The 25,900-nt window shown below is 67.9% G+C and carries 25 protein-coding genes and 1 other RNA gene; 11 read left to right on the top strand and 15 right to left on the bottom strand.

Going from position 1 to position 25,900, the window contains the following annotated elements; genetic code table 11:
- The first annotated feature begins 57 nt into the window (after positions 1–57).
- Positions 58–2,523 (top strand): ATP-dependent helicase HrpB, encoded by a 2,466-nt coding sequence (gene hrpB / locus V7E00_RS15055; protein ID WP_333573429.1) that lies wholly within the window; start codon positions 58–60, stop codon positions 2,521–2,523.
- A gap of 11 nt (positions 2,524–2,534) precedes the next feature.
- Positions 2,535–2,816, top strand: a complete 282-nt coding sequence (locus tag V7E00_RS15050) for an ETC complex I subunit (RefSeq protein ID WP_064311848.1) — start codon at positions 2,535–2,537, stop codon at positions 2,814–2,816.
- Between the two features lie 182 nt (positions 2,817–2,998).
- On the opposite strand, the gene V7E00_RS15045 is transcribed toward V7E00_RS15050, so the two are convergent.
- The 5 genes from V7E00_RS15045 to V7E00_RS15025 are packed head-to-tail and all read right to left on the bottom strand — an operon-like array spanning position 2,999 to position 6,188.
- Complete coding sequence (locus V7E00_RS15045; protein WP_333573428.1) at positions 2,999–3,526, bottom strand: NUDIX hydrolase; 528 nt, start codon at positions 3,524–3,526, stop codon at positions 2,999–3,001.
- Positions 3,527–3,536: 10 nt separating this feature from the next.
- Complete coding sequence (locus V7E00_RS15040) at positions 3,537–4,208, bottom strand: TPM domain-containing protein (protein WP_333573427.1); 672 nt, start codon at positions 4,206–4,208, stop codon at positions 3,537–3,539.
- Positions 4,209–4,210: 2 nt separating this feature from the next.
- The gene (locus tag V7E00_RS15035) at positions 4,211–5,089 is read right to left on the bottom strand and encodes a TPM domain-containing protein (RefSeq protein WP_333573426.1); all 879 of its coding nucleotides are present in this window, start codon (positions 5,087–5,089) and stop codon (positions 4,211–4,213) included.
- Positions 5,089–5,571: a TPM domain-containing protein gene (locus V7E00_RS15030; RefSeq protein WP_333573425.1), complete on the bottom strand. Its 483-nt coding sequence runs from the start codon at positions 5,569–5,571 to the stop codon at positions 5,089–5,091. The genes V7E00_RS15035 and V7E00_RS15030 overlap by 1 nt, the downstream gene beginning before the upstream one ends.
- 26 nt (positions 5,572–5,597) lie before the next feature.
- Positions 5,598–6,188, bottom strand: a complete 591-nt coding sequence (locus V7E00_RS15025; RefSeq protein WP_333573424.1) for a LemA family protein — start codon at positions 6,186–6,188, stop codon at positions 5,598–5,600.
- A gap of 145 nt (positions 6,189–6,333) precedes the next feature.
- Between V7E00_RS15025 and mscL the strand changes: the two genes are divergently transcribed.
- The gene (gene mscL, locus V7E00_RS15020; protein WP_333573423.1) at positions 6,334–6,792 is read left to right on the top strand and encodes a large conductance mechanosensitive channel protein MscL; all 459 of its coding nucleotides are present in this window, start codon (positions 6,334–6,336) and stop codon (positions 6,790–6,792) included.
- Here the strand turns inward: mscL and V7E00_RS15015 are convergent.
- Positions 6,789–7,220: an RrF2 family transcriptional regulator gene (locus V7E00_RS15015; protein WP_066721336.1), complete on the bottom strand. Its 432-nt coding sequence runs from the start codon at positions 7,218–7,220 to the stop codon at positions 6,789–6,791. The genes mscL and V7E00_RS15015 overlap by 4 nt on opposite strands.
- A gap of 58 nt (positions 7,221–7,278) precedes the next feature.
- On the opposite strand from V7E00_RS15015, the gene ssrA reads away from it, so the two are divergent.
- Positions 7,279–7,622, top strand: a transfer-messenger RNA (tmRNA) gene (gene ssrA / locus V7E00_RS15010).
- 50 nt (positions 7,623–7,672) lie between these two features.
- Here ssrA and V7E00_RS15005 read toward each other — a convergent pair.
- Positions 7,673–8,824 (bottom strand): glycosyltransferase family 4 protein, encoded by a 1,152-nt coding sequence (locus V7E00_RS15005; RefSeq protein ID WP_333573422.1) that lies wholly within the window; start codon positions 8,822–8,824, stop codon positions 7,673–7,675.
- Between the two features lie 176 nt (positions 8,825–9,000).
- Between V7E00_RS15005 and V7E00_RS15000 the strand changes: the two genes are divergently transcribed.
- Positions 9,001–9,705 (top strand): fatty acid desaturase CarF family protein, encoded by a 705-nt coding sequence (locus V7E00_RS15000; RefSeq protein ID WP_333573421.1) that lies wholly within the window; start codon positions 9,001–9,003, stop codon positions 9,703–9,705.
- 26 nt (positions 9,706–9,731) lie between these two features.
- Here the strand turns inward: V7E00_RS15000 and V7E00_RS14995 are convergent, their stop codons facing one another.
- The 6 genes from V7E00_RS14995 to mnmA all read right to left on the bottom strand — a co-directional run bounded on the left by V7E00_RS14995 (position 9,732) and on the right by mnmA (position 16,816).
- On the bottom strand, positions 9,732–11,000 hold the full coding sequence (locus tag V7E00_RS14995; RefSeq protein WP_333573420.1) for a capsule biosynthesis protein: 1,269 nt from the start codon (positions 10,998–11,000) through the stop codon (positions 9,732–9,734).
- A complete protein-coding gene (locus V7E00_RS14990; protein ID WP_333573419.1) occupies positions 10,997–12,625 on the bottom strand; it encodes a capsular polysaccharide export protein, LipB/KpsS family in 1,629 nt (542 codons plus the stop codon). The genes V7E00_RS14995 and V7E00_RS14990 overlap by 4 nt, the downstream gene beginning before the upstream one ends.
- Positions 12,625–13,425, bottom strand: coding sequence for a 3-deoxy-manno-octulosonate cytidylyltransferase (locus V7E00_RS14985; protein WP_333572583.1), 801 nt, complete (start codon positions 13,423–13,425; stop codon positions 12,625–12,627). Before V7E00_RS14985 ends, V7E00_RS14990 begins: the two co-directional genes overlap by 1 nt.
- A gap of 26 nt (positions 13,426–13,451) precedes the next feature.
- Positions 13,452–14,420, bottom strand: a complete 969-nt coding sequence (locus V7E00_RS14980) for a KpsF/GutQ family sugar-phosphate isomerase (protein ID WP_333572582.1) — start codon at positions 14,418–14,420, stop codon at positions 13,452–13,454.
- A gap of 122 nt (positions 14,421–14,542) precedes the next feature.
- Entirely contained in the window at positions 14,543–15,556 is a 1,014-nt protein-coding gene (locus V7E00_RS14975; protein ID WP_333573418.1) for a phytanoyl-CoA dioxygenase family protein, read from the bottom strand.
- Positions 15,557–15,706: 150 nt separating this feature from the next.
- A complete protein-coding gene (gene mnmA, locus V7E00_RS14970; RefSeq protein WP_333573417.1) occupies positions 15,707–16,816 on the bottom strand; it encodes a tRNA 2-thiouridine(34) synthase MnmA in 1,110 nt (369 codons plus the stop codon).
- A gap of 156 nt (positions 16,817–16,972) precedes the next feature.
- Here mnmA and V7E00_RS14965 point away from each other — a divergent pair, with 156 nt between their 5' ends.
- The 3 genes from V7E00_RS14965 to V7E00_RS14955 all read left to right on the top strand — a co-directional run bounded on the left by V7E00_RS14965 (position 16,973) and on the right by V7E00_RS14955 (position 17,983).
- Positions 16,973–17,200 (top strand): hypothetical protein, encoded by a 228-nt coding sequence (locus V7E00_RS14965; RefSeq protein ID WP_333573416.1) that lies wholly within the window; start codon positions 16,973–16,975, stop codon positions 17,198–17,200.
- Between the two features lie 103 nt (positions 17,201–17,303).
- Positions 17,304–17,603 (top strand): CtrA inhibitor SciP, encoded by a 300-nt coding sequence (gene sciP / locus V7E00_RS14960; RefSeq protein WP_066721323.1) that lies wholly within the window; start codon positions 17,304–17,306, stop codon positions 17,601–17,603.
- A gap of 122 nt (positions 17,604–17,725) precedes the next feature.
- Entirely contained in the window at positions 17,726–17,983 is a 258-nt protein-coding gene (locus V7E00_RS14955) for a GlsB/YeaQ/YmgE family stress response membrane protein (RefSeq protein ID WP_064310489.1), read from the top strand.
- Between the two features lie 68 nt (positions 17,984–18,051).
- On the opposite strand, the gene V7E00_RS14950 is transcribed toward V7E00_RS14955, so the two are convergent.
- The gene (locus tag V7E00_RS14950) at positions 18,052–18,777 is read right to left on the bottom strand and encodes an SIMPL domain-containing protein (RefSeq protein ID WP_333573415.1); all 726 of its coding nucleotides are present in this window, start codon (positions 18,775–18,777) and stop codon (positions 18,052–18,054) included.
- A gap of 270 nt (positions 18,778–19,047) precedes the next feature.
- Here V7E00_RS14950 and V7E00_RS14945 point away from each other — a divergent pair, with 270 nt between their 5' ends.
- The 3 genes from V7E00_RS14945 (at position 19,048) to V7E00_RS14935 (ending at position 24,566) form a co-directional block, all read left to right on the top strand.
- A complete protein-coding gene (locus tag V7E00_RS14945; protein WP_333573414.1) occupies positions 19,048–20,229 on the top strand; it encodes an efflux RND transporter periplasmic adaptor subunit in 1,182 nt (393 codons plus the stop codon).
- A gap of 12 nt (positions 20,230–20,241) precedes the next feature.
- Positions 20,242–23,409 (top strand): efflux RND transporter permease subunit, encoded by a 3,168-nt coding sequence (locus tag V7E00_RS14940; RefSeq protein ID WP_333573413.1) that lies wholly within the window; start codon positions 20,242–20,244, stop codon positions 23,407–23,409.
- A gap of 158 nt (positions 23,410–23,567) precedes the next feature.
- Positions 23,568–24,566: an LLM class flavin-dependent oxidoreductase gene (locus V7E00_RS14935; RefSeq protein WP_333573412.1), complete on the top strand. Its 999-nt coding sequence runs from the start codon at positions 23,568–23,570 to the stop codon at positions 24,564–24,566.
- A 3-nt stretch (positions 24,567–24,569) separates the two neighbouring features.
- On the opposite strand, the gene V7E00_RS14930 is transcribed toward V7E00_RS14935, so the two are convergent.
- Positions 24,570–25,877 carry a sensor histidine kinase gene (locus V7E00_RS14930; RefSeq protein ID WP_333573876.1) on the bottom strand — a complete coding sequence of 436 codons (1,308 nt, stop codon included), beginning with the start codon at positions 25,875–25,877 and terminating at the stop codon, positions 24,570–24,572.
- Positions 25,878–25,900: the final 23 nt, after the last annotated feature.

Here is a 25,900-nt window from a genome sequence, read left to right as displayed (position 1 = left end):
GCGCTCCTCTGGCGGTGAGTCCGCCTAACCACGCTTATCCCGAATGGTTGCAGCCCGATGACGTCGACCCTGCCGATCCACGCTGTTTTGCCGGCGCTGCTCGATGTGCTGCGGGCGGCGAGCAACGCCGTGCTGGTGGCGCCGCCGGGCGCGGGCAAGACCACGGCGGTGGCGCCGGCGCTGCTTGGCGAGGCGTGGTGCACCGGCGAGATCCTGCTGCTGTCGCCTCGCAGGCTCGCCGCGCGGGCGGCGGCGGAGCGGATGGCGGCGCTGGCGGGGGAGCCGGTGGGCAAGACCTTCGGCTACGCCACCCGCATGGACAGCAAGCGATCGGCGGTAACGCGGGTTACGGTTGTCACCGAGGGCATCTTCGTCAACCGCATCCAGTCCGATCCCGAGCTTTCCGGTGTATCGGCGGTGCTGTTCGACGAAGTGCATGAGCGCAGCCTCGACAGCGACTTCGGCTTGGCGCTCGCGCTGGATGCGCAGGGCGCGCTGCGGCCGGACCTGCGACTGGTGGCGATGTCCGCCACGCTCGACGGCAGCCGCTTCTCGGGCTTGATGGGCGGCGCACCCGTCGTGGAGAGCGAAGGACGCAGCTATCCGCTTGCGCTGCGCCATCTCGGCCGCGCGGCAGAGGCGCGGATCGAGGACAGCGTCGCTGGTGCGGTACGGCAGGCGCTGCGCGAGGAGGCGGGCGGCATTCTCGCCTTCCTGCCCGGCGTGGCGGAGATCGAGCGGACCGCCGAGCGGCTGGGCGACATCGGCGGCGCGGTGCTCCACCGCTTGCACGGCAGCCTTGATCCCGCCGCCCAGCGCGCCGCGATCGCACCCGACCCGGAGGGGCGGCGCAAGATCGTGCTGGCAACCTCGATCGCCGAAACCTCGCTGACGCTGGACGGCATCCGGGTCGTGGTCGATTCCGGGCTCGCGCGGCGGCCGCGCTACGATCGCGCGGCAGGCATGACGCGGCTGGTGACCGAGCGCGCCAGCCAGGCGGCGGTGACCCAGCGCGCCGGCCGCGCCGCGCGGCAGGGGCCGGGTGCGGCCTATCGGCTATGGGAAGAGGCGGCGACGGCAGGGTTGCCGCGCTTTGATCCGCCGGAGATCCTGGAGGCCGACCTGTCGGCGCTGATGCTCGACTGTGCGTTGTGGGGCGTGACCGATCCCCGCCAGCTCGCCTGGCTCGATCCGCCGCCCGAGGCCGCCATCGCCGAGGCGCGGGCACGGCTGGGCGCGCTGGAGGCGATCGACGGAGACGGCCGCCCGACCGAGCACGGCAAGGCCATCGCCCGCCTGCCACTGCCGCCGCGCCTCGGCCATATGCTGGTGCGCGCGAGTGAGCGGGGGCTGGCGCGGACGGCGGCAGAGGTGGCGGTACTGCTCGGCGAACGCGGGCTGGGGGGCAATGACGCGGATCTGGAACTGCGGCTGCGGCGCTGGAAGGGCGAACGCGGCCAGCGGGCGGAAAATGCGCGACGCCTGGCGGAGCGGTGGAGCCGGCTGATTCCCCCTCCCACAAGCGGGAGGGGAGCGCAGGCTTCGAGCAGCGGCGAGGAGGTCGCCCTTTGCGTGGCGCTCGCCTTCCCGGACCGCGTGGCGAAGCGCCGAGATGGTTCCGGCGAGACCTGGGCGTCGGTAGGCGGGCGTGGCTTCAAGCTGGATCCCGCCTCGCCGCTCGCTCGCGCCGAATGGCTGGCGGTCGCGGAGACGCAGGGCATGGCCGCCGGCGCGCGCATCCTCTCCGCCGCGCCGCTCGATCCCGCGACGGTCGAATCGCTGTTCGCCGACCGCATCGAGACCCGCCGCACGGTGACCTTCGATCCGGCCACCGGTCGTATCGAAGCGCTGCGCGAGCGCCGGCTTGGCGCCGTCCGCCTGTCCGGCGGCAGCGATTCGGGCGCGACTCCGGCCGAGATCGGATCGGCATTGCTGGAAGGCGTCCGCAACCACGGCCTGCATCTGCTCCCCTGGTCGGACACGGCGAACGCGCTGCGCACCCGCGCCACCTATGCCGGCATCGACGCGCTCACCGACGAAGCCCTGCTCGCCACGCTCGACGAATGGCTGCCGCCCGCGCTCGACGGCAAGCGCCGGCTGGATGCGGTGTCGCCCGAATCGCTCACCCAGGCGCTGCAAAACCTGCTCGGCTGGGACGGCCAGAAAACGCTCGATCGCCTGGCGCCGGCACGGTTCGAGACGCCGGCGGGCTCGTCCCACGCCATCGACTATGCCGCCGAGGCAGGCCCCACGGTGGAGGTTCGCGTGCAGGCGCTGTTCGGGCTCGCCGAGCATCCGACGGTCGGTGCGGGCGTGCCGCTGGTCCTCAGCCTGACCTCGCCCGCGGGCCGCCCGATCCAGACGACGCGCGATCTGCCCGGCTTCTGGAAGGGCAGCTGGACGGCGGTGGCCAAGGAAATGCGCGGCCGTTACCCCAGGCACCCCTGGCCCGAGGACCCGGCGGCGGCCTCCGCAACGCTACGGACGAAAAACGCTGATGCAAGGGCGCGCGGGGCGCGCTAAGGAATGGCCCCATGAAGTCCGCTCGCATCTATCAGCGCGTCAAGAACGCGATGCAGTCCGGCCGCGCCCGGACCGACAACTGGGTCCTCGAATTCGAGCCGCACACCCCGCAGCGGCCCGATCCGCTGACCGGCTGGGCCGGCGGCGGCGAGACTGCCAACCAGGTCCGCATTTCCTTCCCGACGCTGGAAGCAGCCAAGGAGTATGCCGAGCGCGAAGGCTATGCCTATCACGTCGTGCCGGCGCCGCAGCGCAAGCTCAAACTGCAGGCCTATGCGGACAACTTCCGCTGATCTCTGACCCTTTCCCTTGGCTGCGGGGAAGGGCCGGACGAAGCGCTGGATCCATCGTCGTCATTCCCGCGAAGGCGGGGATCCATTGGTGGGAGCTGCGCGGCTGCAACCCTATCGTCCCGGCAAATGGATCCCCGCCTTCGCGGGGATGACGTGTTTTTCGGCTTATCCGTAGAAGCGCCTCAGCCCCGCGCCAGCAGCGCGGCGCTGAGCAGCAGCAGCATCTTCACGTCGACACCCATGCCCTGCGCCCGGCAATCGGCGATGAAGGACGGCAGCTCGGCCATCGGCACATGGTGGACGTTGATGTCCTCGCCATCGACGCCCCCGCCCGCGCCGATGCGGGTCAGGCCGTGCACGCGAACCAGCGTGAAGCTCTCGCTGACCATGCCGGGCGAGGCGAAATACTCGCCGAGCTCCTCGACCCGTTCGCAGGCATAGCCCGCTTCTTCCTCGAGTTCGCGACGGGCGGCAGCTTCGACGGTGTCGCCTTCCTCGGTATCGCCGATCAGCCCGGCGGGCAGCTCGATCGAGCGGCGGCCCATCGGCACACGATATTGATCGACAAGGATCACGCGATCCTGGTCGTCGATCGCGACGATCACGACGGCGCGAATGCCGCGGGCGCGGGCGACATATTCCCACTTGCCCTGACGGCGCACGGTAATCCACTTGCCCGCCCAGGGGGTCTCGATCGGTTCGTCGGTCATTCGGAAGGCCTTAGAGCTCGATCAGGCGATCGGGAAGCTCGTTCACGTCGTCCGCCGCGCGGGGGAACTGTTCGGCGAGCACAGCGCCGATCTGCGCGACGGCTGCGGCCATGCCTTCGGCGACGCGCCCTTCCTTCACCTCAGCCAGCAGCGCCGCCATCGCCGCGCCCCAGACCTCCGGCGTGACACGCGCATGGATTGCCGAGTCGGCTAGGATCTCGGCACGATGCTCGGCGAGGCTGAGGTAGAGCAGCACGCCGGTGGCGCCCGTCGTCCGCTTCTCGGTCGCGGTGCGGAACAGCGCCAGCGCTCGGGCATGGACCCGCCGCGTCTTCGTCGACCCCGGTGCGAGCGCGATCCGCAGTGCGTCCTTCGCCAGTACGATCCGGACGAGCAGGAAGGTGAGCGCGGTCACGACCAGCGCGGCGGTGAGATACCAGTGCGCAGGCACGGTCTGCGACCAGGGATCGATCAGCCGGGTGTGGAGCCATTCGATCGGCCCCGGCTGCCAGGCGAGCAGTGCCAGCACCAGCAGCATCGCCAGCACCGCCCATTGCAGCGCGACGTCGGCATAGTCGTCAGAACGGCGGGCCAGCACCGTAACGATCTCGCCGCTGGTATTCGCCTCGGCCTGGGTAACGGCCGCGGCCACTCGAGCACGGTCCTGATCGGTCAATCGCATTGTCACCAGCTCCCCGAAGCGCCGCCGCCACCGAACGACCCGCCGCCGCCGGAGAAGCCGCCGCCGCCACCACCGCCGCCGCCCCAACCGCCGCCGCCGCCCCAGCCGCCATGATCGTCATCATCGTCGCGGTGGCTTGCCGCCCGGCCGATTTCGTTGGCGATGGTCCAGAGCACGATCGGCAACATGCCGCTGTCATTATCGCGTGCGCGATAGGCTTGCCCGTCCCAGGGCCCGGGCCGGCGACGTCCGCCGAAGCGCGCCAGCATCGGCACCAGGATGACGATGAGGATGATGAACCAGACGAGCAGCCCGATCGGCAGCCCGCCGCCCTGCCGCTTGCGCGCGGAGGACTTGGTCGCCGCGTCTTGCGCCGCCTTGGCCTTCTGCTCGGCGGACTCGAGCGGCTGCTTCATCTGCTCGGCAATGGCCTGCGCGCCCGCGACGATGCCCCCGGCCATGTCGCCCGCCTTGAACTTCGGCACGATGACCTGGCTGATGATCTGGTTCGACAGCGCGTCGGTCATGATCGGTTCGAGGCCATAGCCGACCTCGATTCGCACCTTGCGCTCGTTGGGGGCGACGATCAGCAGGATGCCGTTGTTCGCCTCCTTCTGCCCGATGCCCCAGGCGCGGCCGAGCTGATAGCCGTAATCGGCGATGTCATAGCCCTGCAGGTCCGGAATCGTCGCGACGACCAGCTGGCGGCTGGAGGCCTGCTGCACCTCCGCGGAAAGCTGGGTGAGCTGCGCCACCTGTTCGGGGGAGAGCAGATGGGCGTCGTCGACCACGCGGCCGGTCAGCTTGGGGAAGGTCGGGTCGGCGAGCGCCGGCAGCGGCGTCAGCACGAGCAGCGCCAACAGGAAACGCAACAGGATCATCAGCTGATCTCACGAAGAATGGCGGTGGTGCCTGCATCGATAGCGTCGGCCATGGCGCCCTTGCGGAAGCGCGGCACCATGTCCTTCTGGATAATTCGCGCGGCCTCGGCATCGGTCAGCGCCCTGCGGAGGCCGTTGCCCACTTCGATCCGCACCTGACGTTCGGCGGGGGCGACGACGAGCAGCACGCCGTCGTCATAGCCGCGTCTGCCGATCTCCCACCCGTTGCCTAGCCGCTGACCGAGATGCTCGATCGGCTCGCCTGCGAGGCTCGCCACCGTCAGAACCACGATCTGGTGGCAGGTGCGCACCTCCGCCTGCGCGAGCCGCCGCGTGAGGGCGGCCACCTGCGCGGGCGAGAGGAGGTGCGCGTTATCCATCACTCGGCCGGTCAGTTGCGGCAACGGGGCCTGATGCTTGCCGGCGTAGGCGACCGGCGGCGCCGGCGTCACCTTGCCGACGGGGCAGCCGTGCAGCAGCACGGCGCCCGCAAGGAGCGCCGCGTGGATCAGTTGCCGTTCCCGAAGTTCACCGTTGGGGCAACATCCGCGCCCGCCTTGGCCTGGAACGGGGTGAGGGGCTTGGCGCCGTAGAAGATCTTGGCGCCCACCGCGTCGGGGAAGGTGCGGATGCGAGTGTTATAGGCCTGCACAGCCTGGTTATAGTCGCGGATCGAGATGGTGATCCGGTTTTCGGTGCCTTCCAGCTGGCTCATCAGCGTGGTGAAATTCGCCTGGCTCTTGAGGTCCGGATAGGCCTCCGTGGTCGCCAGAAGGCGCGAGAGCGAGCCGCCCAGCTGCTGCTGCGCCGCCTGGAACTGCTGGACCTTGGCCGGATCGGTCAGGTCGTTGGCATTGACCTGCACCGAGGTCGCCTTGGCACGGGCGTTCATTACGTCGGTCAGGATCTTGCCTTCAGAGGCGGCGGAGCCCTTCACCGTTGCGACCAGATTCGGGACCAGGTCGGCGCGGCGCTGATACTGTGCCTGCACGTCCGCCCATTTGGCCTTTGCATTCTCCTCGGCGGTCGGCACGCTGTTGAGCCCGCAGGCCGAGAGCGACAGGGCTGCGATCGGCACGAGTGCGGTACGAAACTTCATGGGGAAGCAACCTCCAAATCCCATCAACGGGGTGTCTTATACGACGCCCACACCCGCAGACGGAAGCGAAATCGGTCGCCGGGGGTTGGCGTGTCCGCGCGACTTCGGCAAGGTCGCGATGCCTTCGGGAATGGAGAGATGGCGGATGTTGAAGGAATTCAGGTCGTTCATCGCGCGCGGCAACGTGCTCGATCTGGCAGTGGGCGTGATCATCGGCGCAGCGTTCGGCAACATCACGAAATCGCTGACCGACGACATGATCATGCCGCTGGTCGGCTGGATCTTCGGCGGCGTTGATTTCTCAGGCTATTTCCTGCGGCTGGGCGCGATCCCGCCCAGCTACACGGGCTCGCCATCCAATTACGCGGCGCTGAAGGCAGCCGGCGTGCCACTGATCGGATTCGGTGCGTTCGTTACCGTGGTGATCAACTTCCTGATCCTCGCCTTCATCGTCTTCCTGCTGGTGCGTACGGTCAACAAGGTGATCGCCGCCGCCGAGCGCGACAAGGCCAAGGGCGATGCGCCGCCCGCTGCCGATCCGGCCGATGTGGTGCTGCTGCGCGAGATCCGCGACGAGCTAAAGAAGCGGAACGGCGCGGCTTAGGCCGCCGCCAGTTCCTCGGCCGCGGCATCGGCCAGGCTGGTGCCGTCGAGGATGCGCGCGGTTTCGTCGCGCACCCGCGCCATCGCCCGCCGGATCGCGCAGGCGGCTTCGTCCTTGCAGTCGTTGCACGGGCGATAGGCGGTGCGGCTGACGCAGGGGACCAGCGCCAATGGCCCTTCGATCACGCGGATGATCTCGCCCAGCGAGATCAGGTGCGCGGGGCGGGCGAGGCGATAGCCACCCATCTTGCCGCGGGTGGAAACCAGGAAGCTCGCCTCGCGCAGATCGGCGAGGATCAGTTCGAGGAATTTGCGGGGCACGTTGGCTTCGGCGGCGATGCGGTTCATCGGCACGGGCGCGCCGGCGATCGGCTGTTCGGCAAGGAAGAGCATTGCGCGGAGCGCGTAGCGGGAACGCTGCGTCAACATGATGCACTCTCCATGCCAACCGAATGGGGCGTTGGGAAGGCGATAAACCGTGCAACCTGACCTTTTCATTAAGCGCAAAGCGCCTATATGGGTTCTTGCCGGGTTCGCCCGGCTATGGCGATAAATTGCGGCGTGAAATAGATGCAGCGGACCCGGGGGCAGTACCCGGCGGCTCCACCACAAGGTGGTGTTTCTGGACACCGTTTCTGACGGGGCCGAACCAGGATCGACGTGTATTGAAAGGCGCTGTTTTCGCTCGGAATGGGACCACCGCAACGGCCCATTACACAAGTGCCAACGATAACGAAGCACTCGCTATTGCGGCGTAACCACACGGCTTAACGGCCTAAGGTTATTCTAAAATGCGCGGTTGGGCCACACCGGGCAACAGAAGTGGACTCCAGCGGCCGCCAGGGGGGCCGGGCAACAGAACCCCCTGGACCTTCTCCAGTCTAGAGGCGGGCGAGCCACGGCTCCACGGCGGCGAAATGCGATTCCCAGCTGGGCATCACATAGCCTCGCACGCGCGCCAGCTGCGCCTGACGGACCTCGCCTTCCTGCAGATGGTGCGCGATCGCGGCGAGCCAGGTCGCGCCATCCAGCGGGTCGCAATAGATCGGAAGGTCGCCGGCCAGTTCGCGGAACACCGGCAGGTCGCTCGCTACCACCGGCGTGCCGACTCCGAGCGCTTCCACCACCGGCAGGCCATAGCCTTCGGCGAAGCTGGGCATCAGCAGCGCGCGGGCGCCACGCAGATAGCCCGCGAGTGCCGTATCCGTGCAATCCTCTATCACCTGGACATGACCGGCGAGCATCGGCAGTCGATCGAGCATCGCCAGCGCCGTCTGCGCCTCCCATCCCCGCTGACCGATGATGACCAGCTTCGGGCAGGCGGCGGGATTGTGGCTGATCAGCCGGCGCCAGAGCTGGAGCAGCAGGACATGGTTCTTGCGTCCCTCGATCGTGCCGAGCGTAACGAAATAGGGGCGGTCCAGCGCGATCGGCGGCGCTTCGGCGGGCAGCGGATGGCCACCCAGCAGCGCCGGCAGCATCGGCGGGCAGGGCTTGCCTTCGGCCGCGGCAAAGGCGGCGAATGCGTCCAGCGTCGCCTGCGAGTTGCCGATGATGCCCGTGGCGCTCGCCAGCGCATTGGCCATGCGGCGATGATGGCGGATATCCTCGCCCACGCGGCAGAATTCGGGATGGGTGAGCGGGATCAGGTCATGGATCAGATAGACCGGCCGCACCTGCGCCCGCGACGCCCAGGTGACGAGGCCGGTCGCATCGAGCCCGGTATGCCCGACATTGAGGTAAAGCCGGTTCAGGCCGAGCTGGCCGCCACGCTGGGCAACTACCGCACGCATCGCCAGTCGCGGCGCGCGGCTGCGGAATTGCGAACCGCCCTCGCGGATCAGCCGGAAGATCGCGTCGGAAAGCGCAGGGGTGAGGATCTGGCGCAGATTGCCGCGCTGGACCACCGCCTGCGCCCGGTCGGCGAAACGATCGACATAGGCCAGGCACACCCGGTCGATGCCGGTGGGCAGTCGCCCCGTCCAGGTCCGCCAGATCAGGCGGCTGATGTCGATGAGAAGATCGCGCTGCATCGCTGTCGGCACTCAGTCCGCCGGACGGGATGAAAGTATTGCAAGGGCAGGCGTGATCACGATGTGCCGTCGCTTGCGCCCGCGCATCGGACAAATCAAGCCGTTGATGCACGACAAGGCAATGCGTAGGACGCGCGCTAGCACCTGCCCTGTGGGTGGAGACAAGTGAGATCCTGATGGCTCGACAGATTTTGATGCCGCTGTTCCTCGCGTCGCTTGCGGCCAATCTGGTGGCGGCGCTGCTGGACCCCAGCTGGTGGGCGATACCTGCCCTGCTCGGCGGCTGGTATGCCGCCGATCTGGCCTCGGGCCTGGTCCACATGTACATGGACTATCGGCCGACGCCGGCGGGCAAGGGGCTGGACGCGCTCTATTTCTACCCCGGATCGCGCGAATCCGATCGATACAAGGCGCTGTGGCGCGAGCGCATGGCCAAGGTGAGCCCGCTCGACCGGCTGGTCTACGACTTCAAGAACCACCACCCGCGCCCCGACGCGCTGGGCCGCCGCGATCTCTGGCGCCTGATCGGCAGCACGGTGATCCTTGCGGCGCTGCCCTTCTCGATCGTGCTCAACGTGCTGGCCTATACCGGGCTGGTGCCGGGCTGGGCCGCGGCGGGCGGCGTGGCGCTGATCGTGGGGGGCGCGTTCGCGCAATATTTCCACGGTTCGCTCCACCGGCAGCAGAATCCGTGGATCGTCGTCGCCATGCGGCGCGTGGGATTGCTGATGACCCCCGCCGCGCATCAGCTGCACCACGATACGCTCCAGCGCGACTTCGCGACCAATTGCGGCTGGTCGAACCCGCTGGTGAACCGCCTGTTCCTGGCGGGGCGGCGTCGCGGCTGGTTCGACGATGCCGGGCTTGAGCCTGGCGCCTGAGACAGCCGACGGCGCGAGCAGCGCAGCTAGCGCGTTACGCCGTGGAAGAACAGCGCAGGCTCGTGGATGCTGGCGACCTGTTCCGGCGCGTCGCCGAGCAGCCGTTCAATGCTGTTCGCGACCAGCGTCTCGGTCGCCGACTGACTGGCAAGGCCGCCGCGGATCAGGCAGTGCGCGTGCAGCACCCGCCGGAACGCATCGTACAGCGCCATGTCCGGCGGCTGGGGAGCGTCCCAGAAGCGATCGAGATGTCCCTGGTGGGTGATGCCGGGCACGTCGTAGATCGCCTCGCCGAGCACGATCACCGGCTTGCCTGCCGATAGCGCCAGCGTGCCGGAGGTGCTGTTGACGCACACCATTCCCTGGGCATTGCGCGCGAGCTGCGAAAGATCGCCGCCCTCAAGATGATGCACGCGCCCTTCCAGGCCAAGTGCGCGCGCGCGCTTCTGCAGGAAGCTGCGCCAGTTGTGGAAGCCGCAGTCGAGCGGATGCTCCTTCACCAGGAGATGGGCATCGGCGGGCGCGCAATGCGCGAAGCTGTCGAGCACATAGTCCGCCGCGGTCATCATCGTGCCGAACGGCGAATGTTCCCGGATCTGGTAATCGCCGGTCAGCTGCAGCGGGAACAGGAAATAGGGCTTGTCGGCGATGGCCGCGAGTGTCGCGCGGGCCTGGGCCGTGCGGCGGCGGCTCAGCGCGAACTTGCGGATCCAGCCCAGCCCCTCGACGATGATGATGCCCTTGCGGTGCGAGCGATAGAAGGGAAAGCGGAACCGCCCGGTAACCACGCGATGATAATACCAGTAGGAATCGCGCGCGCGCCGGCCGAAGCTTGCGGTGATCGACGGCAGATTTTCGAGCGGCGGCAGATCGCGGGCGCGCTCGAGGATGGAGGCAGGATCGCGATCCAGCGTGGAGTGGCCGTTCACGCCATCGGGTTCCAGCGTCATCCAGTCGGGCCGGATATAGCCTTCCTCGTACACGTGGATCGCGACACCACGCAGCTTGGCCAGGCGATGCGCCGCCAGGTGCATCGGGCGGCAATCACCATACAGCACCAGATCGGTGATGTCGTGCTCCCGCACGAAGCGATCGAAAAAGATCGGCCAGGCCTCAAGGCGGCCGCGATAGTCGACTGCGCCTTCGGGCCAGTCATAGCGATCGCCGCCGTTCAGGTTGATACGATGTACGGCGCAGCCGCGTGCCGAGAGTTCACGGCTCAGCTGCCAGAAGAACGGGCCCGGCGGTCCCTGAAGAAAAAGAAATGATCGCCGTAACGGTCGCACATGCTTCATCGCCCGGGTCCCCTGCGCGCGAACTTGCGTCTAACCTTCCCTTGCAGTGTACGCAATCGTTCGAGGAAGCTGGGGGTAGCGGCCACGTCGGCGATCATCCGGTCAACCAGCACTTCCGCGGGGCAGGGCAGGCGGGTGACCGGGTCGAGGTAGCGCGGATAGAGGATCAGCACCGCGGCAACCAGTTCGGCCAGGCTGCGACGGGCGGTGCGACGCGCCGGTACCGCGGCGAGATCGCGCGTGAGCCCCCAACCCGCATAGAAGGGTACGCCATGCGTGACGACCTGCTTGCCACGCAGCAGCGCCTCGAATCCGGCGAGCGACGTGAGGACGTGCAGCGCATCGATCATGTCGAGCAGGGCGGAAATGGGCGCGGTGCGCTCAACCTGATCGGCGTACGCGAGCGCCACTGCGTCGTCGATCGCGCCCTTGCGGTGCCCCGCCTCGACATCGGGGTGCGGCTTGTAGATCAAATAGGCGTCGGGCTCCGCCGCGCGGGCGGCGATCAGCAGGTCCAGGTTGGTCCTGCCGCCGGCGCCGCACTGTACCGAGCGATCGTCCTCCACCTGTCCGGTCACCAGCACATGGCGGCGCGCGCCCGCCGGTCGGGCCAGCGCTGCGCCACCGCGGCCGTATTTGCTGAGTCCTTCGGTGACGATGCGGGAAACCAGCGCTTCCGCCCGTGCGAGCACTGTCGGCGCAAAGCCGCCCTGTTCGATCATCACCTCCAGGTCGCTGGGCTGGGCAGGGTCGAAGTGTACGCCGCGGCGATCGATGGTGATCGACAGCGGCGGGACGCAATTGGCGCCGAGACCGACCGAGCGAACAAAGCCGTCTTCGATCTCGCCGACCGGCCGCCCTTCCGCCTCGATCCGCTGGAGCTGCGCCGGCGGCACCCGCGATCGCCAGAGCAGCGTCATGCCCTTGTGCGCACCGTCCGCCCGGTAGCGCGGGCCTCGGCCGCCATCCCAGAGCAGCGCCTCCACGGTTTCGCGCTTCCAGCCGGCGATGCCTAGCACGTGTGTCACGTCGCGATTGTCATCGATCAGCGCTCGCCAGCTGGCCAGCAGCGTCAGGATGGCGGCGATCGGTGTCGATTCACCGGTGAAGGGGTCGCGATAGTCCCTCCCGGCGAGGAGCTCGGCAGCGACGACCCGCTCGAGCGCGGTGTGGTCCGTGCCGTCGCCCAGCGCTGCGAACCGGCCGCTGCCGAACAGGCGCAAGGGGCAGCCGGCGAGCGCCGCGACCAACGCGATCTCGTCACCGGCATCGGCAAAGATGACGCTGCACCGGCGCGCCATCCACCACGGATCGGCGGGGCCGATCCGGGGCATGCCGGACCGCGCCGTGCCGAGGATGATGCCGCGCGTCGCCGCATCGGCCGGCGCGGCGGCAAGCATCGTCCGGAGTTGGGCCGCGGAGGCGGGGGCAAACAGCAGATCGCGCGACGTGGGCAGCTCGGGCTGCGCCTGCCAGAAGCCGCCGCCGATGTGCAGCGTCCGCAACTGCGCGACCACCGCTGCCGGATCGGCGCGGGAAGTTTCGGCGCCCGCTACCGCAAGCGGCGCGACGCGCGCCCGCGGGAAGGGCGGCATGCGCAGAAAGGCCGGCTGCGGCCGCTCCATCACGCGATGCCGCGTGCGGCGAGCATTGCTTCGATCGGCGCGAGGTCCGTCGGGTTGTTGAGTTCGATCGGGTCCCAGCCGGGGGGATCGAGCGCGATCACGTCGATGGGGATGCCGTGGTGCAGGAAGCGCAGCTGCTCGAGCCCCTCGGCCTGTTCGGCAGGAGAGGGCGGCAGCGCGCGGTAGCGGCGCAGCGCCTCGGGCCGATAGGCATAGAGACCAAGATGCAGCAGCACCGGGTTGGCGCCTTCGCGCGGCGGTTCGGCGAGGAAGGGCAGCACGCGCTTGGAGAAGTACAGCGCGCGTCCTGCTGCGTCGGTCACCACCGTGGTGCCGCCGCTGCGGCCCGCCGCCTGATCGGCGAGCAGATGGGCATAGACGCCGGCGGAGCACCGCATCGCCACCGTGGCGACGGCGCAATCGGGCCGATCCTCCATCCACGCCGCGAGCGCCGCGACGAAGTCCGGCGGGGTCAGCAGCGCATCGCCCTGGAAATTGATCGCGTAGTCGGGTTCGATGCCGAGCGCCTCCAGCGCGGCGGCAACCCGCTCCGTGCCGTTCGCGCAGCTCTCCGGCGTCAGCACGGGCAGTTCGCCCAGCGCCTCCACCGCCGCCATGATCCGTGCATCGTCGGTGGCGACGTGCAGCGGCAGGCCGAGCCCGGCGCGCCGGGCGGCAGCGATCGAGCGCGCGATCAGGGGCCGGGCCTCGCCGCTCGCGCCCGACACCGCGGCCAGCGGCTTGCCGGGATAGCGCGAGGAGGCATAGCGCGCGGGAATGACGATCACGCCGCGGGGCATCGGGTTCGGCTCCATGACCGGCGTGCTCAGGCGCCGAGCCGCAGATCGTGGATGTGGAGCAGCCCCCAGGGGCGGCGCGATCCGGCCTTTTCCATCACGAACAGCACGGTGATCTTGTTCTCCTGCATCCGGGCGATCGCTTCGTCGACCGTGGCGTCCCTGGTAATCGTCACGGGATCGCGCGTCATCAGTTCGCCCGCCACGGCAAGCAGCATGCGGTCGAACGCCCGCCGCAGATCGCCGTCGGTGATCACGCCGATCAGGTCCCCGGCGGCATCGACCACGCCGGCGACGCCCTTGCCGCAGGACGTCATTTCGAGCACCACATCGCGGGCGCAGGCGGTTGCGCGGACCAGCGGCAGCGGTTCGGTGCGGCGCACCAGCGCGTCCAGCGTCTGGAGGCCCCAGCCGATCCGTCCGCCCGGGTGCCAATGGGCGAGTTCGTTGCGCGAGGTGCCGCGCTTGCGCATTGCCGCCACCGCCAGCGCGTCGCCGAGCGCGAGCATCATCGTGGTCGAGGTGGTCGGCGCGACGCCTTCGGGACAAGCCTCGCCGCACGCGGGCAGGACGAGCGTGATCGAGGCCTTGCGCGCGAGCATCGACGAGGCACCCGCCGTCATGGCGATGACCGGCACCGCCAGCCGCTGTGCGTGCGTCAGCACCGCGACGACTTCTGGCGTCTCGCCCGAGTTGGAAAGGACCAGCAACACGTCGCCGCTGCGCATCATGCCCAGATCGCCGTGCGATGCTTCGCCCGGGTGCAGGTAATAGGCCGCGCTCCCGGTGGCGGAAAGCGTCGCCGCGATCTTGCGGGCGATATGGCCGGACTTGCCCATGCCCGCGAGGATGATCCGGCCAGGTGCGCCGACCAGCAGATCAACGGCGGCGGAGAAGTCCCTGCCCAGCTCCCGGGCAAGCAACGTCAATGCCGCAGCCTCGGCGCGGATCACCTCGGCGCCGTGATCGATGATGGTCTGTACGCTACTCGTTTCCATGTCCCGTCCCCCGGTGATCTTCACGATGGCGCTGCCAGGACAAGCATCGGCACCGGCAACTGCAATCACGCCCTTGCGCGTCTTGCACCCGAACTTCGTCGACGCAAGACCAGTCGCCCCGCTCAATCATCCAGTACCAGCTTGTTGCCGCTCGGCTTCCAGGGCTGGCCTGTCCAGTTCTGGAAGCGATCGCGGATGCGCCACATGGCGTCTATCCGCCGTTCGGCGATACCCGGCATGCTCAGTAGGTCCGCGCCGGTCCAGGGCACGAACGGATTGCGGCGGCTGAACGACCAGAGCTCCAGGCGGCGGCTGGGTCGGCTTGCGGCGACGCGTGCGTGGAAGCCGCACGTATCGGCCACCACCAGGGTGTTGGCGGGCACCGGGAAACGCCGGGCCTCCGGCAGGCCGAGCTCAGGCAGTTCCGCATCCGCGATCCGCAGCGATCCCCGCGCGGAGAGAAAGTCCTCACTCGTTCCCGCGGTAAGGCTGCGCGCATGCTCCCAGGCGAGGCGTTCCGGCGTCAGCCGATGCGAGCCGGGAACATAGGAAAACGGCCCATCCGCTTCCTCGACGTCATTGAGAAAGAACCACGCCTTCAGCGTCGGATGAAAGGTGTCAGCATGCAGATTGGTCTGCGGATCGGGATCGGGAACACCGCTGTCGGTGAGGATGGTCTGGATATAATGGAGCGGTTCGCTGCGGAAGCTGCCTACATAGCGGCATAGCGCGCGAAATCGTTCGTTGCGGAGCAGCAGTTGCGCCTGGGGTATCGCGCGCAGGAAGGCGGGCCCGATGGCGATCCTGCGGGTGACGGTGTTGCCTTGGCGCATCTCGCGCGTGTCGAAGCGCTGCGTCAGCACCGCTTCCCTGAGGGCCGTGAACAGCGCTTGCGGCAGAAAGTCGCGGAGGATGACGAAGCCATCGCGGTCAAAGGCTTCCCGATCGGATGCAGGCAGACCCGCCGTCAGGCGTTCACGCCGCGACCATGCCAGGTGGTGTGCCAGCCGCACGCGGCCCCTGTGCAGGCCGGCGGCATTGAGGCGTTGCGATCCGATAAGGGGATTGTCCCGAAACGACTTGGCGCCAGTGGCAAGTTGGGCAACCCACCAGGGGGCCGCCAGCATCGAAGGCATGCAAAGTCTCACTCGAAACGCGATGGATGTGCGACCCATCCTGTTGCTTCAGCGCAATCTCTATCTCCGTTCCGCCAAAAACCGGAACGGGTCAAGCGGCAGATCTTCGCTTTAGCGCAAACCGTCCGAAAAACGTTTCGTGTAAACGGGTTATGCCGCCAGTGCTGCCGCCCGCTCGGTTGCCGCGATCCAGCCGCCGCCCAGCACACGATCCCCCGCATAGAGCACGGCGGCCTGACCGGGCGCCACGCCATATTCGGGCAGTTCGAACAGCACGCGGTCGCCTTCCATCCGTGCCGGCACCGGCTTGGCGAGGCTGCGGACCTTGGCGGTCATCGGGCCCTGATAGTCGCCCGCCAGCCAGTTGATGCCTGCCAGCTGCGCCGCGCCTACCGCCAGTGCGCGGCGGGGGCCGACCACCACGCGCTTCGTCTCCGGCTCCAGCCGCAGGACGTAATAGGGCTCGGGCGCGCCGCCGATCTCCAGCCCCCGGCGCTGGCCGACGGTGAAGTGGATCAGGCCGCGATGCTCGCCCAGCTTGGCGCCGCTCTCGTCGACGATGTCGCCGCCTGTCTCCGCTTCCGGACGCAGTTTCTTGACCAGGGTCGCATAGTCGCCGTCGGGGACAAAGCAGATGTCCTGGCTGTCGGGCTTGCCGGCAACGCCCAGCCCCAGCTCGGCGGCGAGCGCTCGCACTTCGGGTTTGGGCAGGCCGCCCAGGGGGAAGCGCAGATAGTCGAGCTGGCCATGCGTGGTGGCGAACAGGAAATAGCTCTGGTCGCGCGCCGGATCGGCGGCGCGGTGCAGCTCCGCGCCGTGCGCGCCCACGACCCGGCGGACATAATGTCCTGTGGCGAGGCAATCCGCGCCAAGGTCGCGCGCGAGCGCGAACAGATCGGTGAACTTCGGCCCCATGTTGCACTTCACGCACGGGATCGGGGTGCGCCCCGCCAGATATTCGTCGGCAAAGTCGTCGATCACCTGGGTCTGGAAGCTGCTGGCATGGTCGAACACATAATGGGCAATGCCCAGCTTGTCGCACACCGCGCGGGCGTCACGGATGTCGCGGCCCGCGCAGCAGCTGCCGGCGCGGCCCACCGCCTCGCCGTGATCGTAGAGCTGGAGCGTGATGCCGATCGTCTCCGCCCCGCTGCGCGCGGCGAGCGCGGCGACGACGGAGGAATCGACGCCGCCGGACATGGCGACGACGATGCGTCGCCCGGAAAGCGGCTCGGCTAGCTGGAAATCACCGGGGTTCATGGCCGCCCAGATAGGACAGGCCCGTTCCGGATGCCACCCGGGGCCTTTGGAAACCTGCCAGACACGGAAGTTAAGCCGAAGTTTTCGGCGCCTTTACGGCCCTTTCAGCACTGCAGGGGTATACTGCGAGCACGAAAGACGACTGGAAACGCATTGGTGGACTTGAGTTTTGCCCATCCGAACCGCGACTTGGGCACTGCGATGCTCCCCACGGGGCTCGCGGTGCTGATGGCGATGGTGACGAGCCGGCAGGCCGCCAGTCCCACCGCGCGGGTCCAGACCCGGATTTCGATGCCGCTTCCCGTGGCAGCGCTGCTCGCGCCGGTCGATGGTTGCTTCCATCGCGCCGTCGCAACCGCGCTTCACCAGTGGGGAGAGGCGTGAAGCGCGCGTTTACCTTGCCATTTTAGCCGATGTTCAAGGCAGGCCGGTAAAAGTCGTTTCACGGTTGCGTAACAGGGGCGGCCGGCCCCGATGAGGTTGGTAGATGATTGAGAACCAGAAGATCCGTCCTGCAAAGGTGATCGGCCCGCTCGGCGAGCCGCTGACCCTGGACTCGCTGCCGCCGCCGAACACCACCCGCTGGGTCGTGCGGCGCAAGGCCGAGGTCGTGGCCGCCGTCAATGGCGGGCTGCTGACCGTGGACGAGGTGTGCGATCGCTATGGCCTCACCGTCGAGGAATTCGCCGGCTGGCAGCGCGCGATCGATCGCTCCGGCATGCCGGGGCTGCGCGTCACCCGCATCCAGCATTACCGCTCGCTTTACGAGCGCCAGCAGAAGTTCTGATTTTCAAAGCGGCCGTGCGAAAGTTCCCTTGACAACGCAAAATATCGTGACGGAACCAATCTGACCATTTGCGGATTTCCCTCTACGTCGCCCGGGTCGCCGGGCAAGTAAAGGAGGGACGAATGGTAGGCTTTATCGTTTGGCTCGTCATCGGCGGCGTCGTCGGTTGGCTTGCGAGCATCATCATGCGGACCGATGCCCAGCAGGGCATCTTCCTGAACATCGTCGTCGGTATCGTTGGCGCCTTTGTTGGCGGACTGTTGTTCGGCGGTAACATCAACAGCGGCGTGATCACCCCGATGACCTTCCTGGTCTCGCTGGTGGGTGCTGTCATCCTGCTGGCGATCGTCAACCTGGTGCGTCGCGGCGCGGTGCGTTAAGCAACCCGCTTCCACCAGATCCAAAAAGGGCCGTCCCAGCCGGGGCGGCCCTTTTTTTCATGTCCGGATCATTCCAGCAGGAAACGGACCGAGACGCTGGCGGTGATCTTCTGCTCGCCGGGCACGATCGCGGTATCGGCCTCCGCCATCATCGCCTTGCCGCGCATCAGCATCGGCATGGGTTGCGGCATCGGCGCGCTGCCTGCTTCCGATATCAGCAGGATCCGGTCCACCTTGAGCCCCGCGGCCTGCGCATAGAGGGTCGCGCGCGCCTTGGCCTTGGCGATCGCATCACGCCGAGCCTCGTCCAGGGCGCCTTCCTCGTCGGCCAGCGTCAGGCTGGGGCCGGCGATGTTGTTGGCGCCCTGGGCGACCAGCGCATCGAGGATCGTGCCGCTCCTGGCGACATCCCGGAAGCGGACCGTCAGCTGGTTTGACGCCTGATAGCCGGTGATTACCGGTGGCTTGTTCTCCTGATAGCGATATTGCGGGGCGAGGTTGACCGCGCTGGTCTGCAGGTCGCGTTCCGCGACGCCCGCCTTGCGAAGCGCGCCGAGTACCGCCGCCATGCGCGCCGCGTTCTGCTGCATCGCCTCTCCGGCGGTGGTAGCGGTAGTGACGACGCCGGCCTGGATCAGCGCCAGGTCAGGCACGCGTGTGCTCGCGCCCTCCGCGACGACGTCGAGCACGGTGCCGTCGGCCGGGATCGGCTGAGCGGCGGCCTGCACCTGGGCAAGCGCCTGGGGCGCGGCGACCAGCGCCAGCATCGCCGCGAGCGGCAGGGTACGGATCATGGGACGTTCCTCCTGTGGTTTCGTCGTCTCGATGTACCGGCTTGTCGACGCCTGCACACGAACGCAGGCTGAACGGAACCGGGCGGAGCAAACGATTGGAATTACTTGCAAGCACTCGCAGGGGCTTACCTTTTTCTTGTGTGTCACTTGCGCTTGAGCATGCAACCGGGCATTCCGCCGCGCGTTGCTAAACCGGCCTTGTGGCGGGTGATTTATTCCTATAATACAGTGCGACCTGGGACGTGCACGCGTCCCGAACGAGGTGGGCGCATGAACTACGAGGCAGGGATGTTGGATCGGCAGGAGCAGCTCGGTTTCGAGGGGGAACCGGCGCGGCGCGGGCGGCGGTGGCTGTGGATCGGGCTGGGCGCGTTGGTGCTGGTCGTGATCGCCGCCTTCCTGATGATGGGGCGCCCGTCCGACAAGAAGGTGCCGGTCGCCAAGGGCGGCAAGGACCAGAGCCAGCTGCTGACCGTCACGGTGACGGCCCCGGGGCAGCAGACCATTTCCACGATCGTCACCGGCAACGGCAGCCTGGCCGCCAAGCGCGAAATGCCCGTGGGCGTCGCGGGCGAGGGCGGCATCGTCACGCGCGTGCTGGTCGATGCCGGCAGCTGGGTGCAGAAGGGCCAGGTGCTCGCCACGGTCGACCGTTCGGTGCAGGCGCAGACCGCCGAGTCGCTGGCGGCGCAGATCCGTGTCGCCGAGGCCGATGCCAAGCTCGCCCAGGCGAATCTCGAACGGGCGCAGAAGCTGGTCGGAAACGGATTCATCTCTCGCGCCGATATCGATCAGAAAACCGCCGCGCGCGATCAGGCGCTCGCCCGCGTCCGTGTCGCCAAGGCGCAGTTCGCTGAGACCCAGGCCCGCAACCGCCGGCTGGACATCCGCGCGCCGGAAGCCGGACTGGTGCTCGCGCGCCAGATCGAGCCGGGCCAGATCGTCAGCTCGGGCTCGGGCACCCTGTTCCGCATGGCGATGGACGGCCAGCTCGAACTGCGCACCCAGCTCTCCGAAGCCGATGTCCAGAAGCTGCACGTCGGCGCACCGGCGGAAGTGACGCCGGTCGGCAGCCAGACCAGCTTCAAGGGCCAGGTGTGGCAGGTATCGCCGGTGATAGATCCGACCAGCCGGCTCGGCATCGCCCGCATCGCACTGCCCTATAACCCGGCACTGCGTCCGGGCGGCTTCGCCAGCGCCCGGATCGTCGCCGGCGCGGTCACCTCGGTGATCCTGCCCCAGTCGGCAGTGCAGAGCGACCAGCAGGGCACCTATGTCTATATCCTCAACGACAAGAACGAGGCGGTGCGCCGCGACGTCAAGGCCGGCGACGTGTCCGACCAGGGTGTCCGCATCACCAGCGGGCTGACCGGCAACGAGCGCGTGGTGATGACCGCGGGCGCGTTCCTCAACCCGGGCCAGAAGGTCATACCCCAGCTCCAGAAGAAGTAAGGGATCGGCGCGATGAGCTTTCGCAACATCTCGGCCTGGGCCATCCGCAACCCGGTCCCGCCGATCGTCCTCTTCCTGTTCCTCACCATTGCAGGGCTGGTCAGCTTCAGCCGCATGGACGTGAACAACAGTCCGGACATCGACTTCCCGATCGTCTGGATCTCGATCAGCCAGCCCGGCGCCGCGCCCAGCGAGCTGGAGACGCAGATCACCCAGAAGGTGGAATCCGCAGTCCGCAGCCTGCAGGGCATCGACGAGATCAACTCGACGGTCTCCGAAGGCAACACCCAGACGGTGGTGCAGCTGGCGATCGGCACCCCGATCGACCGTGCGGTGGAAGACGTCCGCAGCGCGATCCAGCAGATCCGCGGCAATCTGCCGGACGGCATTCTCGAGCCGCAGGTCGGCCGCGTCGACAGTGCCAGCAGCAACGACATCGCCAGCTTCACCGCCGCCGCGACCGACATGACGGTGGAGCAGCTTTCCTGGTACATCGACAACACCGTTTCCAAGGAGCTGCTGTCGATCAGCGGCATGGCGGCGGTACAGCGCAACGGCGGCGTCAGCCGCGAAGTCAGCGTCGTGCTCGATCCGGTGAAGCTCGCCAGCTTCGGCCTCACCGCAAGCCAGGTGAACCAGCAGCTGCGGCAGGTGAACCTCAACGCCGCCGGCGGCCGTGCGCAGATCTCGGGCTTTGAACAGTCGCTGCGCGTCGTCGGCAACGCCAAGGACGCCTATACGCTGGGCCAGACCCAGATCGCGACCGGCAGCGGCCGCACCGTGCGCCTGGCCGACATCGCATCGGTGAAGGACGGATTTGCCGAGCGCCGCAACTTCGCGCGCTATGACGGGCATCCGGTGATCTCGTTCGACATCCAGCGCGCCAAGGGCGCGTCCGACGTGACGATCTTCGAGGAGACGCAAAAGAAGCTGCAGGCCCTCGAGAAGAACAATCCCAAGGTGCATTTCGAGCTGCTCGACAACAGCAGCAAATACGCCAAGGAGCAGTTCGACACCGCAATGGAAGCGATGATCGAAGGCGCGGTGCTCGCCGTCATCGTCGTGTTCCTGTTCCTGCGCGACTGGCGGGCGACGGTGATCTCGGCCCTGGCGATCCCGCTCTCGGCGATCCCGAGCTTCTGGTTCATGGACATGATGAACTTCACGCTCAACCAGATGACGCTGCTCGCGCTCAGCCTGGTCGCGGGCGTGCTGGTCGACGACGCCATCGTGGAGATCGAGAACATCGTCCGCCACATGCGGATGGGCAAATCGGCCTATCAGGCATCGATCGACGCGGCGGACGAGATCGGCATCGCGGTGCTCGCCACCACCATGTCGATCGTCGCGGTGTTCCTGCCGGTGGGCCTGATGCCGGGCATTTCGGGCCAGTTCTTCAAGAATTTCGGCCTTACGGTCGTCGCCGCGGTGCTGATGTCGCTGGCGGTGGCGCGCATGCTGACGCCGATGATCGCCGCCTATTTCCTCAAGGCGCATGGCCATGCCGAACATGGCGGCGGCGTGATGATGCGCATCTATGTCCGCCTGCTCGAATGGACGCTGATGCACCGCTGGGTGGCGATCCTCGCCTATGTGGCGTCGCTGGCCGGCACGATCGGCCTGCTCATCGGCATGCCGCAGACCTTCCAGCCTGCGCAGGACCAGGACAGCGTGACGGCGACGATCGAGATGGTGCCGGGCACCACGCTCGAACAGACGGATCGCGTCGTCCAGCAGGTCGCGGGCATCCTGCGCGCCGAACCGGGGGTCGAGCATACCTATGCCCGTACCTCGGTGGGCAACGGCCGAGTCACCGCCGATCTGGCGGAGAAGAAGAGCGCCAACCGCAAGGAGACCAGCACCGAGTTCGAGAAGCGGGTGGCGCCCAAGCTGCTCGCCATTCCCGATGCGCGGGTGAACTTCCGTTCGCAGTTCGGCTGGGGCTCGTCGGGTCGTGATCTCACGATCACGCTGGGCGGCGAGGATCCCGAGCTGCTCAACAAGACCGCGCTCACGCTGATGAAGCAGATGGAGGGCCTGAAGTCGGTCGTCGCGCCGCGCATTTCGGGCGATCTGCAGCGGCCGGAGATCGTGATTTCGCCGCGGCTCGACCTCGCCGCCGATCTGGGCGTGACCACGGCGGCGCTGTCCAACGCGATCCGCGTCGCGACCCTGGGCGACATCGAGCAGAACAGCGCGAAATTCTCGCTGTCCGATCGCCAGATCCCGATCCGCGTGGCGCTCGACCAGGATTCGCGCACGCGTCTCGACACGCTGCAGAACATGCGCGTGCAGACGCAGACCGGCGGTTCGGTGCCGCTTTCGGCGGTGGCCGACATCCAGTTCGCCGCGGGGCCGACCAAGGTCGAGCGTCTCAACCTCCAGCGCCGCCTGGTGGTGGGTGCCGACCTCGCGATGAATCCGGCGACGGGCAAGCCCTATGTCTCGGGCGACGTGATGAAGGAGATCCACGCACTCCCGATCATGAAGCAGCTGCCGGTGGGCGTGGCCGAAATGACGGTCGGCCAGGCCAAGTGGCAGGGCGAGATGATCCAGAACTTCATCATCGCGCTGGCCTCGGGCATCTTCCTGGTCTTCGCGGTGATGGTGCTGCTGTATCGCCGCTTCGTCTCGCCGATCGTCAACATGGGCTCGCTGCTCAACGCGCCGCTGGGCGGGCTGATCATGCTGGCGATCCTGGGGATGCCGGTGAGCCTGCCGGTATATATCGGCATGCTGATGCTGTTCGGCATCGTCGCCAAGAACTCGATCCTGCTCGTCGACTTCGCGCTGGAGGAGATGGAGAAGGGCGTGCCGAAGATGGAAGCCATCGTCGATGCCGGCCGCAAGCGCGCCCAGCCGATCGTGATGACCACCATCGCGATGGTGGCGGGCATGGTGCCGACCGCGCTTTCGCTCAACGGCGACTCGTCGTTCCGCGCGCCGATGGGCGTGGTGGTGATCGGCGGCCTGATCGTATCGACGCTGCTCACGCTGGTGATCGTGCCGGCGCTGTTCAGCCTCGCAGTCGGGCTGGAAGGATGGCTCGGGCCGCGGCTCTCGCGGCGCCTGCTCACCTATCGTCCGGGCGACGACGGCAGCCGCGTGCTGGGCCCGGCCGGTCCGCACGGCGCGATCGATCACAAGCCCGGGGATGACGGCGCACAGCCGGCGGAGTGAGGGCGCCGGGTCCTCCCGGCTTGGGAGGACCCGGCCCGTCATCCCGGCGTTCGCCGGGAGGACGGCGGGTGGAAACGCCGGGCGCCGCAACGCCCGCTTAGCGCGTTGCGGGCGGTAACCCTCTGGCAACGCTGCACCAGCGTCCCCACATCCTGTCCATGACTGCATATTCCTTGCTCGATCTGGTGCCCGTCGTCCAAGGCGGCACCGTGGGCCAGGCGCTCGCCAACGCCGCCGACCTCGCCGCCCATGCCGAGAAGCTCGGTTTCCAGCGCTACTGGGTTGCCGAACATCATGGCATGGAGGGGATCGCCAGCGCTGCCACCGCGGTGGTGATCGCGCATGTCGGCCAGGCAACCAGCAGCATCCGCGTCGGTGCGGGCGGCATCATGCTGCCCAATCACTCCCCGCTGCAGGTGGCGGAGGCGTTCGGCACGCTGGACGCGCTGTTCCCCGGCCGCATCGATCTCGGCCTCGGCCGTGCGCCGGGTTCGGACCAGCGCGTAGCCGCCGCGATCCGCCGCAACTCCACCAGCGACGGCAACGAGTTCCCGCAGGACGTCATGGAGCTGCAAAGCTATTTCGCCGATGACGGCCGCACCGGTGTGCGCGCGACGCCGGGAGCGGGCGCGGACGTGAAGCTGTGGATCCTCGGCTCCAGCACCTTCGGTGCGCAGCTCGCAGCCGCCCTGGGCCTGCCCTATGCCTTTGCGTCGCATTTCGCGCCGGGGCTGCTCGATGAGGCTATCGCGGTCTATCGCCGCAACTTCCGCCCGTCGGCGGCGCTGGCCAAGCCGCACGTGATGCTGGGCTTCAACGTTTTCGCCGCGGATACGGACGAGGAGGCGGAGCTGCTCGCCAGCTCGCAGCAACAGGCATTCGTCGCCATCCGCACCACCGGGCGGGGCATCCAGCTGCCGCCGCCGGTACGCGGCTATCGCGAGAGCCTGGGGGCGCAGGGCAATGCGGTGCTCGATCATGTCCTGTCCGCCTCGGCGGTCGGTGGCCCCGCCAAGGTGCGCCGCGAGATCGAGGCCTTCATCGAACGTACCCAGGCCGACGAGCTGATGCTCACCAGCGCGATGTTCGATCACCAGGCCCGCAAGCGCAGCCTGGAGATCGCGGCGGAGGCGATGCGCGCGGTCGAGCCGGCCTGAGCCTCAGCCCGCGGCGGGCAGACGGAGGCGGACAAGCAGGCCGCCCAGATCCTCGCTCTCCTCCAGGCTGACCGTGCCGCCATAGATCTCGGCAACGTCGCGGACGATCGCCATGCCGAGGCCCGTGCCGGGCTTGCCGGTATCGAGCCGCACGCCGCGATCGAAGATGCGGATGCGATCGGCCTCGGGGATGCCCATGCCGTCGTCCTCGACCAGGATTTCGACAAAGCCCGATTCGAGCCGGGCCGTCACGAAGACGCTGCCGCCGCCATACTTGGCCGCGTTCTCCACCAGGTTGCCCAGAATCTCGTCGAGATCCTGTCGCTCGATATGGGCGACGGCATCCTTCACCCCGTCCACATCGATGCGGACATTGGGGTAGAGCCGCGCCACGGCGCGCTCCACCGCCTCGATCGACGGCCACACCTCGGCGCGGCTGTGCGCGCTGCCGCGCCGACCGACCGCGCGCGCGCGGGCGAGGTGATGATCGATCTGCCGCCGCATCGTCCGCGCTTCGCGGATCACGGTGTCCGGCAGGTCGTCCTGGCCGGCTGCGGCGGCGTTCATGATCACGCTGAGCGGCGTCTTGAGCGCATGGGCGAGGTTGCCGGCATGGCGCCGCGCCTCCTCGGCCTGGCGATCATTATGCTCTACGAGTGCGTTGAGTTCGTCGACCATCGGCCCGACTTCGGCCGGCATCGGCCCGCCGACCCGCTGCGTCCGTCCCGCACGCAGGCTGGCGATCTCGCGCCGCACCTTGCGCAGCGGCTTGAGGCCGTACCAGGTCTGGAGTGCCGCCATCGCGACCAGCCCCAGCCCCAGCAGGGCAAAACTGCGCACCAGGGTGCGGCGGACGGTGGCGATCTGCGCGTCGAGCACTTCCCGGCTCTCCGCCACCTGGAAGCGCCAGCGGACCGGCGATCCGGGCAGTTTCAGATCGCGCTCGGCGATGCGCAGTTTCTGGTCGGCAAACTGGTTGCTGTCGTAGAAATGCATCTCGCGATCGTTGTGCACCTGATCGACGCGCAGCTTGCGGTCCCACAGCGAGCGGGAGGGGAAGGGCTCGAAGCCCTGGCCACTGATCTGCCAATAGGCGCCTGAATTCGGCTCGAGGAAGCGCTGGTCGGCGAGCTCGCGATTGAGCACCACTTCGCCGTTCGACCCGACTTCGGCCGAGACGATCATCGACGAGACGAGATAATCGAGCTGGTCGTCGAAATTGCGGGTGATCGCGCCGGTCAGCACGCGGTCCAGCGCCAGCCCGCCGCCGACCAGCAGCAGCAGGATCCAGGTCGTCGCCACCAGCAGCATACGCCGGCTGACCGAGCCGGTGA

The organism is Sphingomonas sp. (assembly GCF_036731925.1).
In the GTDB taxonomy this organism is placed as follows: domain Bacteria; phylum Pseudomonadota; class Alphaproteobacteria; order Sphingomonadales; family Sphingomonadaceae; genus Sphingomonas.
The sequence above is the reverse complement of the archived record's forward strand: the minus strand, read 5'-3'. Positions and strand labels throughout refer to the sequence as shown.